Below are 16243 nucleotides of genomic sequence, written 5' to 3' on the forward strand. Positions count from 1 at the left end.
AGCTTTTCGTCAAAGACTAGCGGCTGGACCTTACCTTCTAGCACTGAACGAGCCACCGCTCCGGGCGGAGGGTGTTCGTGACATTTAGGCGCACAGTAGGTCAGCGAGGTTGCATCCCTTCGCTTTGCAATTATCCGGTGCCGCCGCCGGTCATTTCCTGGAACATGTGAAAGTCCTGAGTAACGCTTCTCCACCGGCTTTGGACGGGATGGTTGCCGCGGCGAGCAATATCGAACAGCAGCGTGGTGAGGATGCAACACGCCATCAAAGAAGGGCCGCCAGGTTCCGATCGGCAACCGCTTGTCCAATGCGGGCATCTGAAGGGAGTTTTATGGCCGTCGGCGAGTTCCGCCTATGGGATATTTTGTTGGGCCCCGGTTTCACCGGTAGCGACGCGCGCATAAGGCATGAATAGGCGATTGCGATCTTCTGCCTCGTGGAAAGCAACACATTCGCCCCTGTTGGACACAGCGGCGGCCCATACCGCCTTGTCATCGCACGGTCAGACGCCGGTCTAGCACTGCACATCACCACCGCTGAGGGTGTGGACGTGGCAAGCCACCATTTGTCTCTTGCTGCGCTCCCACGCGTGATCAAGGGATATTCCCGAATTTGCGAGGGCTACTTCAGTGCCATCGCTTGGCCAGGTCCAGAGAGGCTCGAAGCGATCGACATGAGCCGGCGATCGATCCACGACGCCGCCGCTGCACTGCTCCTTGAGCAACTCTCATCGAAGGTGATCGTCGACAAGGACACCGCCCGGCGCCTCTTCACGCTGATCTACGCCCTGCTTCCCCGGAAGAGTGATCTAGGTGCGGGCTTTCGGGAGGTTGTCCATTCGGACCGGACCGAGGAGACTGGAGTTACTACGCTTCAGCATCCACCGCGGAGGGTCCAAATGAACATCGCCCGTCTCACACCGCTGCGTCGAGAGGAGATGGCACTGTCGGTGATAGAAGGCTTTTTTCCAAAGCCCATGCGGCGCGCGTCTATGGCGTGTCGGCCAAGATCGTGACGCGCGGGGTCGAGCGCTATAAGACGGAGGGCCGCGCCGGCATGGTCGACCGTTCCTCGCGGCCTGCCCATATGCCACAGCTCACCGGCGCGTCGATCGCCGAGCGCAATCGTGGCGTTGCGGCGGCGACGTTGGACCGGCAAGCACATCGCCCATGAGGTCGGCGTCTCGCCCGCCACCGTCAGCCGGGTTCTCAAACGTGCCGGGCTATCGCGGCTGAGCGACATCGAGCCGGCCGAACCGGCACGGCTTTACGAGCGGGAGAATCCAGGCGAGATGATCCATATCGACATCGAGAAGCTCGGCCGCTTCAGCCAAGTCGGCCATCGCATCACCGGTGACCCGCAAAAGGGCAAGTCGCGCGGCGCCGGCTGGGAGTTCGTCCATGTCTGCATCGACGACGCGTCCCGCATCGCCTTCTCGCAGATCCCTGCCCGACGAGAAAAAGGAGAGCGCCATCGCCTTCCTCAAAGCGGCGGTTGCCTACTACGCCAGCCTCGGCGTCACCATAGACCGCGTCAGATGCGGGATCGAGGGCTGTAGGGCATAGAGGCAATCATCCAGCGCCAGCAACGTGTGCTTGCGAAAGGCGACGATCACCGCTTCCTCTTCAAGCGACAGCACTGTTGATCTTGGTTTCTTCGGGCCGGTGGGAAGATCGGCGGTCGAGGTCCGGTTCTTCCACTTTCTAACGGTCTTCTGATCGATGCCGTAGCGCTTGGCCAGCGCTCTCAGGCTCTCTTGACTATGCTGTATCGCTCGACGGACTGCCTCTGTCGTCGTGGCGCGGCGGTGTAGAACCTGTCCCATAGCGCATCCCTTGATTCGGACGGCAATGATGCGCCATTAAAGTCCGGGATCAAACACCTAGCTCGCGGTAAGGACTTAACATTTCACCTTAGCAGGATGTGGATCGCGCCAGAGTGACGAACCCCATGAAGTTTGTGAGCAGTTTGTCGTAGCGGGTAGCGATCCGCCGGAAGTGTTCGAGTTTGTTGAAGAACCGCTCGACCAGATTTCGCTCCTTATAGAGGTCCTTGTCATAGGCATGCGGTCTGCGGCGGTTAGGCCTGGGCGGGATGACCGGTTCGGCGCCGGCTTCCAGAATGGTGTCGTGAAAGTGTTCGGGCATCGTAGGCCCAGTCGGCGATGACGAAGCGTCACGCGATCTCGTCGATCAGGGCGGCGCCAAGGAGAACCTCGCCCCGATGGCCCGGGCTGGCAAGGAGGCTGGCGGGATTGCCGAGACTGTCGGTGGCGACATGCAGCTTGGTACCTAAGCCGCCCTTGGAGCGGCCCAGCCCCTGGGCATCAGACCCCCTTTTGCCTGCGCGCGCCGCTGGCGTGCTGATGAGCTCGGATGACGGTAGCGTCCACGCACAGCCATTCGAAATCTCCGTCCCGGTGCTCAGCGCCTTGAAAAGATCATGCAAGCGCCGTGCTCAACCCAGTCATAGTAGCGACGCTTCACTGTGCGGTGGTCGCCGAACCGCTCCGGCAGGTCGCGCCAACGCGCCCCGGAGCGCGCCATCCAGAAAATCGCATCCATGAACAACTGGTTGTTGGTGCCCGGGCCGCGCTTGCCCCTGCAGCCACCGGGCATCAGTGGTGCCAACAGCACCCATTGCGCGTCACTTAGACAATCCGGATCGTATCTCTCAACCAAGACTGACTTCTCCCGAAAATCAGTCTTGAATCTGATTTGCCAAATCCTGGGAATCCCAAGCCGTTAAATCCTCACCACAACCTAAAATAGTGTTGAGGAGAAACGGGCATGAAACCGAAGCACAGAACGGCTGGTAGCGCGAATGGTCTCGTAAAGGGTAACGCTAAAAATTGCCAGGACCGCCCGGACAGCTTGGAGGTTGCGTTACGTGAGAAGGAAGCGAGTCGTTCACGGCACCCGTATACGCCTTTTGTGGCTGGAACTTCTACGGGCGGATGCCCACGAAACAAGATACCTTTTCATATCGGCAGCGTCGTGTCGTCGCGGATTAAGACTGCACAATCAACTCCGCCCAAGTTGAAGGGGCTGGTTCCGCCGCAATCGAGAAATCGTTGTGCTTGAGGCGAGCGGGCCGCCGGCAAGGTTCTCAGAGGGGAAATTCAGGCACTCCGGGCTTCACTCGAGAAGTTCGCTTATACACTCGTTTTATGCTTTCATCATCGCTTCGATCAGGCTAATACATCGCCAGGGGCGCAGGTTTCCTGCGTGCAGGTTTGGTTTTTCGCAGAGATTGTCAATGGAATTGGATCGAATTGATCGCAAGATTCTCATCGCGGTGCAACGCAACAATCGCCTAACGACAGACGAATTGGGGGAACTTGCTGGACTGTCGGCTACCGCTTGTCAGCGACGGTTGAAGCGGCTTCGCGATGAGGGTGTTATTGAGGCTGATGTTGCTATAGTTTCGCCTGGGGCCGTCGGTCGACCCATGCTCATGCTAGTGTCCATTAGTCTTGAGCGTGACCGGTCAGATATCATTGATCGGTTCAAGCAAGCGATTCGGCGCACCCCTGAGATCATGAGCGCATATTATGTGACAGGGGAGGCCGATTTCGTTCTCATAATTTCCGTGCGTGACATGGTGGACTATGAGGCATTTACTCGTCGGTTTTTTTACGAAAATCCTGACATTAAAGGCTTCAGCACAATGGTCGTAATGGATCGGACCAAGGTTTCGTTAGCTATACCAATCGAAGAATAGGAAAGGGTACGCCGCCGATCCAGATTTTCTGCTGAGCTCATTCTTACCTAAAGCGTTCGAAGAAATAGATCAGGGTGTAGTCGGTGAAGAATTCGGTGGCTCGCGCTTGATCTCCATCATGATGCCGACTTTAGTCGCAGGTCTGCTGGCGCCGCTTTGCACTGGATGATGAAGACGTATTGGGCCGCAGTCGAGACTTGCTCGACCTCAAGATGGGCGCGCTTAACGAGATCGGCGACCTACCCGGTTGATCACGTGCACCCGTCGGCCTGCTGCGCGGCTATGCGGGCCGTGTCGTTATTGACAAGAATGATCTCGACCTGGTCGGTGAAACCCAACTTGACGGTCTATGCTCGGCTCTTTGAGGGGGTTGGCCACGTCGCGACCGTCCGATCAAGAAGATCAGCCTAAAGCTTGGTGGCAAAACACCTTTCATGGTCTTAGTCATGCCAATGTCGATGCGGTGGTGAACGGTTCGGCCAAGCGAAATTTCGCAATGCCAGGCGGACGTGCGTTTCGGCAAACCCCCTTGTGGCCATCGGTCGTTCTCAAGAGATTGCTTTCAGCAGCCCTTCCTCCGAACAGAAGTCAGATCCCTCTCGAGTGAAGGAAAAACTCGATTGCATGTCAGTATTTGCAGAAGGGCGGCTAAAAAGTAGGCAACTGCGCTGCTAATCGGCGCACTCGGGGCGGTAAATTGGCTCAAAGAACGCTCGAGGGGGTTAAAAATGAAGGGCATCGCAAGCGCCGCATTAGAGGGCCTCAAACGGCCTGACCTTCTGCAAACGCGCGCTTATATGAATGGCGCTTGGCTCTCGAAGCAGCAAACACTCACTGTCGTGGATCCTGCTACTGGCGAAGAGCTGGCTCAAGTAGCAGCCTGCTCAGTGTCAGATGTAGACGACGCCGTCACTTTTGCGAAAACCGCATTCCTCCAGTGGCGCGATCTGCTCCCCTTGGAACGTGGCGCATACCTGCGGAAATGGGCAGCAGGTATGCGCGAGCATGCGCAGGACCTGGCCCTCATCATAACCGCCGAGCAAGGCAAACCACTCACCGAGGCTCGCGGCGAGATTTCATATGCGGCTGGCTTTCTTGACTGGTTTGCAGCAGAGGGTGAGCGGGCTTATGGTGAAACCGTTCCCAGCCATCTTGCCGGAAGCCGCCTTGCTGTGCAGATGCAGCCTATCGGAGTCACCGTTGCAATCACTCCGTGGAACTTCCCATCGGCCATGATAACCAGAAAGGCTGGAGCCGCGCTGGCTGCTGGCTGCACAATGATCGTTAAACCGGCACCAGAAACGCCCTTGTCGGCACTGGCCCTTGCCCGCCTCGCCGATCACGCTGGTATCCCGCCCGGCGTGTTTCAGGTGATCACGGGAGAAGCTCCGCCACTTGCCGAACGGCTGTTGGAGCATACCGACGTGCGGACGTTTTCATTTACGGGCTCCACCGAAGTCGGCCGAATCCTGCTTGAGCAATCCGCGAAGACTGTGAAGAAAGCCTCACTCGAACTTGGCGGCAATGCTCCCTTCATCCTTTTCGACGACGCGCCGATGGACGCTGCGGTCGCTGGCTGCATGGCAGCCAAATTCGCGACATCTGGCCAGGACTGTCTGGCAGCAAACAGGATCTACGTGCAGCGGGGGATCTATGACCTTTTCGTCGAGGAATTCGCCAAGGCCACCGGCAAGCTGAAAGTCGGGCACGGACTGGAGGACGGGATCGACATCGGTCCGATGACGAAGGCATCTGGCGCCGAAAAATGCAGGCAGCAGATTTCCGAGGCTCTATCAGCCGGGGCTCGGATAGTGGCCGGCGCACAGGATAGCCCTCTCCGGGAGAACTTCGTGACGCCGACTGTGCTCGCCGATGTGACCGACGACATGCGCGCCGCGCGGGAAGAGACCTTTGGGCCTGTGGCTGCAATCCTGCCCTTTGACAACGAGGAGGAAGTGCTCGCACGCGCCAACAATTCGGAGATGGGCCTTGCGGCATATGTTTACACCCGAGATCTTAACCGCGCGATGCGACTCACCGACCGGCTCGAATACGGCATGGTTGCAGTAAATACCCCGAAATTTACAGGAGCGCCCATCCCGTTCGGCGGATGGAAACAGTCCGGTCTTGGCCGCGAAGGCTCAAGGCACGGACTAGCCGAGTATCTGGAGCCAAAATACACCTGCTTTGGAAATCTCGCTGCGTGAGAGGATACGCTAATGACGATCAATATTAAAGAAATTAGCGAAAAGGACAGAAATAGCGTCCTGCATCCGTTTACGCAGCTCAAGGATTTCGCCACGGGCAAGCTCGGCGAGCCTACCGTTGTCGAGACTGGGAAGGGCATCCGCATTCAGGACGCGCATGGCAACCAGTTGATTGACGGGTTCGCCGGTCTCTATTGCGTGAATGTCGGCTACGGCCGTGCCGAAGTCGCCGAAGCGATTTCGCGTCAGGCCTATCGTCTCGCCTACTATCACTCCTATGCAGCGCACACGACGGACGAACTCGCGATCCTGTCCGATCGCCTCGTGAGGATGGCGCCGGGCAAAATGAGCAAGGTCTTCTACGGTATGTCTGGCTCGGATGCCAACGAGACACAGGCCAAGCTCGTCTGGTACTACAACAATCTGCGTGGCAAGCCGAACAAGAAGAAGATCGTCTCGCGGGAGCGTGGGTACCACGGTTGCTCTGTGGTCTCTGGTTCGATGACCGGCATGAGCTTCTATCACGACTACATGGACCTGCCGCTGCCGCAGATCGTTCACACAGGAGTTCCGCATCATTATTGGGGCGCAACCGCGGGCGAAACCGAACGCGAGTTTTCCGCGCGACGAGCCGCAGAGCTTGACCAGCTGATAGAACGTCTAGGCCCAGACAATGTCGGCGCATTCATCGGAGAACCGGTGCTCGGAACAGGCGGCATCACGCCTCCGCCGGAAGGGTATTGGGAGGCGATCCAACCCGTTCTCAAAAAAAACGACGTACTCCTCATCGCCGATGAAGTGATCACCGGCTTTGGCCGAACGGGTTCCATGTTCGGCTCGCAGCATTATGGCATCGAACCAGACCTTATCACGGTCGCGAAGGGTCTGACGTCTGCCTATTTCCCGCTCTCAGCGGCGATCATTGGCGAGAAGATTTATAAGGTGTTGGAAGACGGCGCTGACAAGGTTGGCGCATTCTCACATGGCTATACCTACTCGGGTCACCCGATCGGCGCCGCCGCGGCCAACGCGGTTCTCGACATCGTCGAGAAAGAAGATCTCCCTGGTAATGCTCGTGACGTCGGCGTTTTTTTCCAAACGCAGCTGAAGGAGAAGTTCTCGCAATTCCCTATCGTCGGTGAAGTACGCGGGGTCGGTCTTATGGGGGCAATTGAGTTCGTGGCCGACCGCCACAACCGGAAGCGTTTTGATCCGACGCTTAAAGTTGGTGCGCGAATTTCGAAAGCAACCCGCGACCGTGGTCTTATCGCTCGCGCTATGCCGCACGGGGATGTCTTGGGCTTTGCCCCGCCGCTTGTGACAACCAAGGCTGAGGCCGAAGAGATGGTTGCGATCGCTGAAACCGCCGTCCGTTTCGTTATGGATGAGCTTGTCCGCGAGAGACAAAACATCTGAGTGACGGGGAATGTGCAGAGTGGAGATTCACTGGGCAGTTTTTAAAGTGAGTAAGAAATTGAAGGCGAGAGTGATGAGACCCCGGGAAGGAATCCACAGGTGGATTCATGCAGCGATCACCCCGAGATTAATCACCCTAGTGAAATTCCATGGAGATGCTTGTATGGAAGACGGGACCTCGGGCAAAAGACATTTTGCTGGCGCTATGGGAGCTTGGCGATGGTCATCGAGTGGCGATCGTGACCAGTCACTCGTCGGCTTCGGCGCTCCGGCGGGCATCAGGGTTTCGGGAGGTGAGCGGTGCTAGCCTCAACCATGAATTTTCTACAGAGCGTCGACCAGAACTTCCGTCATGCCATGTCGTTCCTCGATCTTCCTGAGGGGCTTGCTGAGCGGATCGTTCAATGCAACTCCACTTACACTGTGCGCTTCGGCGTCAGATTGCGCGGCCGCATGTACAGCTTTGTCGGCTGGCGCTCCGTCCACAGCGAGCACTGCGAGCCGGTCAAGGGCGGCATTCGATATGCGCCCAATGCCGACGCCGAGGAGGTCGAGGCACTTGCCGCACTGATGACGCTCAAATGCTCATTGGTTGATCTGCCATTTGGTGGGTCCAAAGGCGCACTCAAGATCGACCCGCGCGAGTGGACGACTCAGGAGCTTGAGCGCATCACCCGCCGCTTCACCCAGGAGCTCAATAAACGTGGCTTGATTGGCCCGGGCCTCAACGTTCCGGCTCCGGACTTGGGCACGAGCGAGCGGGAGATGGCCTGGATGGTCGACGAGTTCCGTCGCGCCAATCCGACTGATGTCATCAACGCGCGCGCCTGCGCTACAGGGAAACCGCTCTCAAAAGGCGGAATTGCGGGACGCACCGAAGCGACCGGCCGAGGTGTGCAGTTCGCCATCCAAAGCTATCTCCGCGATCTACGCACGCCAGGTATTGCGGGACGACGCGAACTCAAAGGAGCGTCCGTTGTCGTTCAGGGGTTGGGCAATGTCGGCTACCACGCTGCCAAGTTTCTCTCCGAGGAAGATGGCGCGCGGATCACGGTCGTTGCCGAACACGACGGATATGTAGCCAGCCCCGAAGGCCTTCCCGTTGAGGCGCTTAAGCAGCATCAACTGCGCACTGGCAGCATTCTCGGCTTCGATGGTGCCGAATCTTTCGCGGGCGACAGGAGGGGTGTTGAGGAAGCTTGCGACATCCTCATCCCCGCGGCGATGGAGAACGCCATTCACATTGACAACGCCGAACGCATCAAGGCGCATCTCATCGTCGAAGCCGCCAACGGCCCGGTCACTTTTCAGGCCGATCAAATGCTGCGCTCCCGAGGCGTTACAATCCTCCCCGACCTCTATGTCAACGCTGGCGGCGTGGTGGTGAGCTATTTCGAATGGGTGAAGAATCTGACGCACATCCCATTCGGCTTAATGGAGAGGCGGCGTCGGGAAAGGCGCAACCATGCGATCGCCACAGCGCTCGAGCGGATGACGGGCAAGACGTTTCCCGTCGACATGCGTGACGAATTTCTCGAAGGCGGCGCCGAGATCGACCTGGTTCGATCAGGCCTCGAGGACGTCATGCGCGGCGCTTGGGGGAACATAGCCGATCTGCTTGAGGCACAGCCGGAACTCGGCGACTACCGGACGGCAGCCTATGTCACGTCCATTCGCAGGATTGCTGCTGCCTACGAGGCCATAGGGATCTGAGTTCTGGTATCAAAACACGATGCCGGAATATGTCGAGCCCTTCGAAGGGGGTTTTCCGGGTCGTCAGCGAAGGCCAGCGCCTTCGCGATCGCCGGTGTGACGATGGTCGGGTGCGTTGTGCCGCGCCGGCCGCGGAAGAGTTCAATATGGGCGTTGCCGAACGAGCGTAGCGGCCAACGGGTCGAAATCCGGACCAGGCCGGACGATGCCCCAGAACGATTGCCACCAGGGATGCGAGATTCATGGACAAACGGGGATCATGGCGCCCTTGGCGTGCGCAGCCACGCTGAAGCGAGCGCGAATTCGCGCATGTCCCTGTCCCCCGTGGGGCGCTCCCCGGCCAAGGCAGGGGACGCGAGTCAGGCATGTGGACTACGGCTGCCGCCGCGCCTCACCCCTTGCAGTGTTCGGCGGTCGTGGTGCCGTCGGGCTGGTTCGTTTTTGTGTAGCCGTATTTGCCGACCGACTTCATCATCTCATCGGAACCGATATAGTCTTTCAGCACCGCGTTGAAGGCGTCAAACTCCGCCTGCTGGTTGGGTAGGAAGGCGAGGCGGGATAGCCGGGTGTGGCGGACGACGGGGTGAACGGATTGCCCAGCTCGACGCTTTCATCCTCGGCAAATCCCTTTATGGTGAAGTAGTCGCCGCCGCCGGCGGCGGGGCCGGTAATAGGTGGCGGTCGAGCATCAATGCCCAGGTTGCCAACCGAGGCGCTCCAGCAGACTACGACGACTGGGAGGCGGCTGGGGCGACCGGCTGGTCATGGGAGGACGTGCTGCCCTACTTCCGCAAGCTCGAGAGCGATGGCGACTTTGGCGGCGACCTCCTGGGAAGAAGGACCGTTATTAATCAACCGCGTAAAGCGAGGCGAGTGGTTCGGTTTCATTCGTTCCCTAATGCTGATCATATGAGATAGCGGGGCTTGAGTTTAGGCCGGATTTCAGGGGCATACATGGCGGCGGTTTTTCTACCGTCCCCTTGACACGATCAAATCTTACGATTTTGCCGGACACCAGCGTCCTGCGCATCATATTCAATGGGCGGAAGGTATCACGCGAGGGCATCGGCTCGTCGACCTGGTGGCGGACGATCGTGCGCTGGAGAAGTGCATACGAAATAACGTAACCGGGAACTGGCACCCAACATCCACATGCCGCATAGGCGTCGTCGACGATCCGAGCAGCGTCACCAGCCCCGATGGCCGTGTCCGCTCCGTCGACGGCCTCCGCGTTGCCGACGCTTCCGTCATGCCGTTCTCCCGAGAGCAAACACGAATATTCCTACAATCATGGTCGCGGAAAAGATGGCGGATGCGATCTTGCGCCAGACATGACTAAACAGCACATGGGGCCGATGGCTCTGCCGCATGCACCGAATCAGCGCTGGGCGGACTTCGTGTCGGACGTGCTGGCCGCGGGTTCCGTTCTGGTGATGGTAGCTGACCTCACTCGCGAATGCTTGGCGCTGGCGGGCACATCGCAATCAGCATGCGGGGAGCGCGGCGGCCCGATAGCCTCGCCGACCAGGAGACCAGCCGCTTAGAGTCACGAGGGATGATTAGGGGAACATAGTTCCCCTAATAGAGGCCTAACCAACGTGTCCGGAACCAATCCGGTTTAACGAGGCCGGAGAAACCAGCCGATTTTCTGCGTGGACTGCCCGAGAACGCCGAATACCCGCGTCTGTGACGAATGATTCGCGCGAACTGTTCGTTCGGCGCAGCTATATATTCGTCAAGCGGGCACTGAGCGGTGCGGTCCCATGCGAAGAGTGACCTGCTGAGGCGCAATTATCCGGAAGGGGCATCAGGTACGAAGGACAATCCACCGCGACATGTTTCGGAAGAGTAGCTTGTGGCTGGGAAAGGGATCAAGCTGCTCCTGCACCAGTAGCAACAGGACTTAAGCCCTCCGACTTACGCCACCTCCCAAGGCGTACCAGCCCGGCATCGAGTTAATCTCCCGCCGGGCTGGTTTCATTCAGTGGCGGCAGCTCCCCGCTGTGGCTACGGTCTGCATCAGCCAACCGAGACTCGAACCTGCTTGGCGAGCACGCTTTTGCCTACGTCTCCTTGCCAATGAAATCTAATGGCAAGCCCACCCTGATCTCGAACTATCCGGCGCTCTGGACGGCGCACAACCTCGAGAACCAATATCAGAGCGTCGATCCGGTTATTGTTCGTGCACGCTGTGGCGGATACCCGTTTCGATGGGGATCTGATCTAAAGACTGTTGAGCCGTCAGGGGCTCAACAGAAGGTTTTCGAAGATGCGGCGAAGTTCGGCATCTGCTGCGGCGTGACGATCCCGATCATCGATCGCCGAGGCGGTGCTGCGACAATGACATTTGCCGCTGACGAGCCGGATCCGGCATTTTTCCGCGTGGCGAATCGCTATGAACAAGGTCTTCAGCTCATCGCAACCTGTTTTCATATTGTCGTTCGCCGCAAACTTTCGAGCGAGCGAATGGTCGACGGGTGTCTGGCTGACGCCGCGCGAGTACGAGTGCCTGCAATGGGCAGCGCGCGGCAAGTCGGCCTGGGAGATCGGCTATATCCTGGGGATCAAGCGGCGCACCGCCGAGTTTCATCTTGATAACGCCCGCAGGAAGCTTGGCGTGAGCACGACCAAACAGGCGATTGCGCGTCCCGCCGGTTCGGGTTTTCCGGTTCACTGACAGTCAGCTTCACCTGCGCAACTGTACAGGCTGCCCCGGTGAATGTTCGCCTCCAATGGCGGGGAATTTCCCCGGCGAGGAGGCCTTTGATGATCCAACTTATTGCGCCCGACTGCTACAACGACTTTGCCGACGAACTGCATGCAATGCACCGCCTGTGGTTCCGCATCTTCAAGGAACGGCTCGACTGGGAAGTGCGAGTCAATAGCGGGTACGAGATCGATTCCTTCGCGCTTCGTCCATACTACCTGTTGCTGCACGGTTTCGACGGTCGGGCCGATGGTTGTGTCCGACTTCTGCCCTCGACCGGCCCGACGATGCTTCGCGACACCTTTCTAATGCTTTTGGAGGGGGAAACAGCGCCCGAGGACTCGCGCATCTGGGAAAGCAGCCGCTTCGCCGCCGACACTGCTTCGTCTGCACCGATAGCGGGCGGCATTGCCGTCGGCACCTACGAACTCTTCGCCGGCATGATCGAGTTCGGCCTGTCGAGCCGACTCAGCCGCATCGTCACCGTCACCGACTTGCGCGTGGAGCGCATCCTTCGGCGAGCTGGATGGCCACTTGAGCAGATCGAAGAGCCGCACACGATCGGCGTCACGCGTGCGCTGGCCGGCTATCTCGAAGTGTCGAAAGAGATACTGCACTGCACGTGGTGCGGCGAAACGGTGGCATTGTCGGTCCGGTGCTAATGGGCGCCGGTGCTTCGCCGCCTCGCATGATCTTTCCACGCCACGGGGGCGGGCGGGGTAGCGCGGTCATGCCGACATCTGTTGCGACAGGGACCGATCCGCCCGACTGGTGGGATGAAAGATCATGCGACTATACTGCTCAGCTGACGCTGCGCGGCTGGGCCTGGGAGTTCTTGCGGCGCAATCCGGCATTCCAGCGTGATCTGCTCGCCGCACTCCGGCAGGCCAACAATTTGTCGCGCGGAGCCTCCGTCGAGGTGATCGCGTCGGCCGGCGGCCTGTCGCGCTGGGGTGTTTTGTTTCGCGGAATCCCAAGGGTCGCAGTGCGGCCGTGCTCTGGAGTCCGCGCCGGTGCGCAAGTGTGCTGCCGGTCATTGCGGAACAGCCGTCCTCGTCGTCGATGGCATCGCCATTCGAACTGGCGGCATTGCCGTGTCGTGCCGCAGTCCTGCTGAGGCCCGACAAGAGTCAGCATGCCCTTCTTGGCAATGCGCTGCGCAGCCTCCAGATCGCTGTCTCGGGTGCGGACATCCTGCAGTCAGTTCACCTGCGTGCCGAGCGATCTGGCCCGCGGCGGTTTTGAAGCATCGCCTGTGGGCGCTCGAGTGCCTCAATGCCCTTTGTGCTTATGGCGAATTGCCCGCCCGCTTGTTTCCAACGGAAAAACGCGGCCCCCGTTTGACCTTTGTTCTTCGTGCGCTCGACGGATCGCTCGCCGGAGCGTCACATCGCGAGCTCGCTGAAGCTCTGATCGGTCAACGGCGCGTTCGACCGTATCCGCCGCGCCGTCTCTCATGGCCGTGCGCTCATGCATGGTGGTACAGAGATTTCCTTGCTGAAAAGTGATCCGCGCTGTGCGTCAGCCGGCGAACAGTTCCTTGTAGCCGGTCGTCACCATCCAGTTCGCCCGGTCGATATGGCTGCGAAGAGCCTTGCGGGCGCGGACCGGTTCAAGGGCCGGGTCGATGCCGAGAATGAGATCGGCCATCTCCTCTTCGCTGGCATTGTCGGCGCAGGCGTCCAGGATCCTCAGATAGATCGTGAAATGCTCCCTGTCGTAGGTCGTGAGGCTCTCCGACCAGGGGACTTCGTCGGCGACAGGCGGCATCCCGTCAGTTACGTGCATTAGTTTTTGCCTTCGAATTTCGACGCTTCCACCCACGCCCGCCAGTTTGTCGAGAATACTCCGTGGTGAAATGCTCGACAAGAAGCATGCCTCTCGTGCATGGAGATTCGAGAGGTCTTTGCCCGCAATCTGCGACGGCACCGACAGAAAAAGAAGCTGTCACAGGAAGCGTTGGCGCATGAGGCCGGCGTTGACCGCACCTACATCAGCGCACTGGAGCGCGGCGTGTACGGCGCTACTATCGATATGATCGAAAGGCTCGCCAAGGTACTTGAAGTTGAACCGGCAGTCTTGTTGGATCCGCGACCTAAAATGGATCCGCGATGAGGCGCGCGGGCAAATCCGACGAGATGGTTCTCGAAATCCCCTTCCGAGGCTCTTTGCGTTGCTAGCCCGGCGCTCGCGCGCCTTACGGCGCGCACCGGGTGTTCGTGAACCCAGCCCGCTTTTCATCGGCAGGCTCAGGCGGTCTCGGCCATCCGGCTTCGCCCCCTGACGCGGGCAGCCCGTCGGCTGCTGATGGTCGCCGGCCAGCCCGGCCGGCGTCGATTTTGTGGTGGCCTTCCCCGGTGGCGCCGGGTGGGCGGCACTCCCTTCTAGGCCAGCCGCGGCATCCCGCAACCCTCCGCTTGCCGCTCCGGGTCCTCCTCTTCGTTCCGGTCCTTCGGATGCGGTCCGCCTTCTACGGCGGGCCTTTCCGGTCGCTTTCGCCGCCCACCCCGCTCACATGGGGACTTTGTCGTCAAGGCTGTCTTCGCATATATACCTCAATGCGTTGTGATCCTAGGTCCGAGCCTGTCGTCTTGGCGCGGTGATAACACCGGTCCAAACTCACATACGGTCGCTGCGCTGTGGCAGCTGCACCAACATCCCGCTTTCGTCGGTAAGGCTCAGGGGAACGCGACCAATCTTCCGGACGGCATTTTAGGCCAAGTGGGGTGGGAGGTTCGTTCGCCCAGGATCAGCCGGGAGCGATCAATCCCGGCGGATGGAAAAGAGTACGTTGATCATGCCGGCTTCATGACAGCGCCCTCAATGACAGCACCATGATGAACATACTTCCATAGCGCGATCAGAAGTTTTCTCGCGAGCGCAATAATGGCCGGCTTCCGGCGTCTGCCACCGTCGAGCGCGACCCTCTCCTGGAACCATTGTGATAAAGCCGATCGAGGTTGATGCAAAAGCCAGAACCACGACAATTGCACCATCACGGTCCTCAGCCTCGGATTGCCCGCTTTCGATACGCCCTGTTCCGGCTGATCGATCCGCTTTGCCACGGTGTCGGCGTCAGACCGGCATAGGAGGCAAGCTGCCTTCGATTCGCAAATTCGCGATACAGACCCTCGGACCAAAGCACCTCGGCAAAGTCCGCTCCCACGCCGCGCAGTTGCTTGAGCATCGACATTCCATTGGCGACTTTTGATGGGTCGCATTCATTGCGAGCCACTTCGTCACGCGCTGCTTCCACGTCCTTGATTTGCCGAAGCACGAGCTCGATCCGGTCCAGTGCACGGACAATCTCCGCTTTGAGATTCGACGGTAGTTCACGACCGTCTCCGGTCCTAAGTTCTTCCAGTCGTATGCGGCGGCCCCGCTTCAGCGGCTCAAATCCAACGATGCCCTGCGAGAACAAGAGCCCCTTGACCCGGTTCACGATCTTGATCCGCTCCGCGATGAGAGCGCGTCGCTCACGGCTGTTGCGCTTTCGGTCCTCTTGCTCGGGCGATGGCGGAACGACCATGGCGCATACCCGCGGCTCGCCACGCTTGTAGGCAAGCAGGGCGCGAAGGAGGGTCTCGCCATCCAGCTTGTCCGTCTTCGCCCGGCGCTTCCTGCGTGACGTGGCAATGGATGCTGCATCAACCACATGGCTTTCGATACCGTCACGCTCAAGGATCCGATGTATCCAGAAGCCGTCCAGGCCAGCCTCCTGGATTGCGATCACCGGCACGTCACGGCCCGTTCTGCGCCGAACCGTCGACTTCAACTGGCTGATAAGGTCGAACAATCCGGCCGTATCGCCTGCCTTGACGACGCGCTTTGACATCTTCTCTCCGTTGCACGGCAACAAGCTTGTCACCAACCAGCTCGAGCGACTGAGTTCCAGGGACAGGAAGATAGCGCCGAGTGTCGTATGGACCGCATCGGTTTCAATCTCAGTCACGTTTTCAGCTTTCATGTGTTCTATCCCTCCAAGTTGTTCATGAGCAATACGCCGGCCAAAGCGAGTTGATCGCAGCTGCAGTCATCGCTTCGCGATGTGGTTTTGGTTGTTGCCTGCCCCCGCTCGCGGGGTGGGCGACGCTCCTTTCTAGGCCCGCTGCGGCAGGCCGCAATGTTCGCTCCGCTCACATCCTCCACTCCGTTCCGGCCCTTCGGGTGCGGCCTGCCTCGTTCAGCGGGCCAAGCCAGTCGCGTTCTGCCGCCCACCCCACTCACGGGGGCAGGCACGCGAGAATCGGGATCGAGCGCTGCCTCCACCGCCCATGGGATCTTCCGGGGGAGGGCGCGATTGGCGAACGGAGGACCAGACAATGCGTGCAAACAACAAGCATTCCGGCAGCCGAGAGGCTGGCGCGGGCAAGGGCGGGCGCTCAGGCGCCAACCTCTATCAGGAGATCACAGACCGCATCGTTGCCGAACTGGAGCGCGGCACCGTGCCATGGGTCAAGCCCTGGGGCAGGGCAAA

General features: G+C 59.5%; 12 protein-coding genes and 6 pseudogenes. 14 read left to right on the top strand and 4 right to left on the bottom strand.

Annotated features, from left to right (window positions below):
* Positions 1–424 precede the first annotated feature (424 nt).
* Both AC0L16_RS32555 and AC0L16_RS32560 read left to right on the top strand, forming a co-directional pair.
* A pseudogene (locus tag AC0L16_RS32555) lies at positions 425–778 on the top strand (UPF0262 family protein); the annotation flags it as partial.
* Between the two features lie 120 nt (positions 779–898).
* Positions 899–1556, top strand: a pseudogene (locus AC0L16_RS32560) (helix-turn-helix domain-containing protein); the annotation flags it as partial.
* Here AC0L16_RS32560 and AC0L16_RS32565 read toward each other — a convergent pair.
* Both AC0L16_RS32565 and AC0L16_RS32570 read right to left on the bottom strand, forming a co-directional pair.
* Positions 1526–1825 (bottom strand): annotated as a pseudogene (locus AC0L16_RS32565) (helix-turn-helix domain-containing protein); the annotation flags it as partial. The pseudogenes AC0L16_RS32560 and AC0L16_RS32565 overlap by 31 nt on opposite strands.
* Before the next feature lie 88 nt (positions 1826–1913).
* Positions 1914–2618, bottom strand: a pseudogene (locus AC0L16_RS32570) (IS5 family transposase).
* Between the two features lie 640 nt (positions 2619–3258).
* Here AC0L16_RS32570 and AC0L16_RS32575 point away from each other — a divergent pair.
* From AC0L16_RS32575 to AC0L16_RS32620, 10 genes and pseudogenes are all read left to right on the top strand, one after another.
* Positions 3259–3723, top strand: coding sequence for an Lrp/AsnC family transcriptional regulator (locus AC0L16_RS32575; protein ID WP_023695034.1), 465 nt, complete (start codon positions 3259–3261; stop codon positions 3721–3723).
* A 728-nt stretch (positions 3724–4451) separates the two neighbouring features.
* The gene (locus tag AC0L16_RS32580; RefSeq protein WP_473625621.1) at positions 4452–5930 is read left to right on the top strand and encodes an NAD-dependent succinate-semialdehyde dehydrogenase; all 1479 of its coding nucleotides are present in this window, start codon (positions 4452–4454) and stop codon (positions 5928–5930) included.
* Between the two features lie 12 nt (positions 5931–5942).
* On the top strand, positions 5943–7346 hold the full coding sequence (locus tag AC0L16_RS32585) for an aminotransferase (RefSeq protein ID WP_473625623.1): 1404 nt from the start codon (positions 5943–5945) through the stop codon (positions 7344–7346).
* A 357-nt stretch (positions 7347–7703) separates the two neighbouring features.
* A complete protein-coding gene (locus AC0L16_RS32590; RefSeq protein ID WP_473625624.1) occupies positions 7704–9059 on the top strand; it encodes a Glu/Leu/Phe/Val family dehydrogenase in 1356 nt (451 codons plus the stop codon).
* A gap of 687 nt (positions 9060–9746) precedes the next feature.
* Positions 9747–9977 (top strand): GMC family oxidoreductase N-terminal domain-containing protein, encoded by a 231-nt coding sequence (locus AC0L16_RS32595; protein WP_473625632.1) that lies wholly within the window; start codon positions 9747–9749, stop codon positions 9975–9977.
* Between the two features lie 163 nt (positions 9978–10140).
* Positions 10141–10398 (top strand): GMC oxidoreductase, encoded by a 258-nt coding sequence (locus AC0L16_RS32600; protein ID WP_473625625.1) that lies wholly within the window; start codon positions 10141–10143, stop codon positions 10396–10398.
* Between the two features lie 716 nt (positions 10399–11114).
* Positions 11115–11736 (top strand): annotated as a pseudogene (locus AC0L16_RS32605) (LuxR family transcriptional regulator); the annotation flags it as partial.
* A gap of 89 nt (positions 11737–11825) precedes the next feature.
* Positions 11826–12428 (top strand): acyl-homoserine-lactone synthase, encoded by a 603-nt coding sequence (locus tag AC0L16_RS32610; protein WP_473625627.1) that lies wholly within the window; start codon positions 11826–11828, stop codon positions 12426–12428.
* Between the two features lie 68 nt (positions 12429–12496).
* On the top strand, positions 12497–12883 hold the full coding sequence (locus AC0L16_RS32615) for a transcriptional regulator domain-containing protein (protein WP_473625628.1): 387 nt from the start codon (positions 12497–12499) through the stop codon (positions 12881–12883).
* Complete coding sequence (locus AC0L16_RS32620) at positions 12861–13274, top strand: DNA -binding domain-containing protein (protein ID WP_473625633.1); 414 nt, start codon at positions 12861–12863, stop codon at positions 13272–13274. The genes AC0L16_RS32615 and AC0L16_RS32620 overlap by 23 nt, the downstream gene beginning before the upstream one ends.
* 13 nt (positions 13275–13287) lie before the next feature.
* Here AC0L16_RS32620 and AC0L16_RS32625 read toward each other — a convergent pair whose 3' ends face one another.
* A complete protein-coding gene (locus tag AC0L16_RS32625) occupies positions 13288–13554 on the bottom strand; it encodes a DNA -binding domain-containing protein (RefSeq protein ID WP_473625629.1) in 267 nt (88 codons plus the stop codon).
* Positions 13555–13653: 99 nt separating this feature from the next.
* Here AC0L16_RS32625 and AC0L16_RS32630 point away from each other — a divergent pair, with 99 nt between their 5' ends.
* Entirely contained in the window at positions 13654–13881 is a 228-nt protein-coding gene (locus AC0L16_RS32630) for a helix-turn-helix domain-containing protein (protein ID WP_473625631.1), read from the top strand.
* Positions 13882–14561: 680 nt separating this feature from the next.
* On the opposite strand, the pseudogene AC0L16_RS32635 reads toward AC0L16_RS32630, so the two are convergent.
* Positions 14562–15733 (bottom strand): annotated as a pseudogene (locus AC0L16_RS32635) (IS110 family RNA-guided transposase).
* A gap of 355 nt (positions 15734–16088) precedes the next feature.
* On the opposite strand from AC0L16_RS32635, the gene AC0L16_RS32640 reads away from it, so the two are divergent.
* The coding region (locus tag AC0L16_RS32640) for an ArdC-like ssDNA-binding domain-containing protein (RefSeq protein WP_473625635.1) at positions 16089–16243 on the top strand (155 nt) is incomplete at its 3' end.

Source organism: Mesorhizobium sp. WSM4848 (assembly GCF_055811375.1).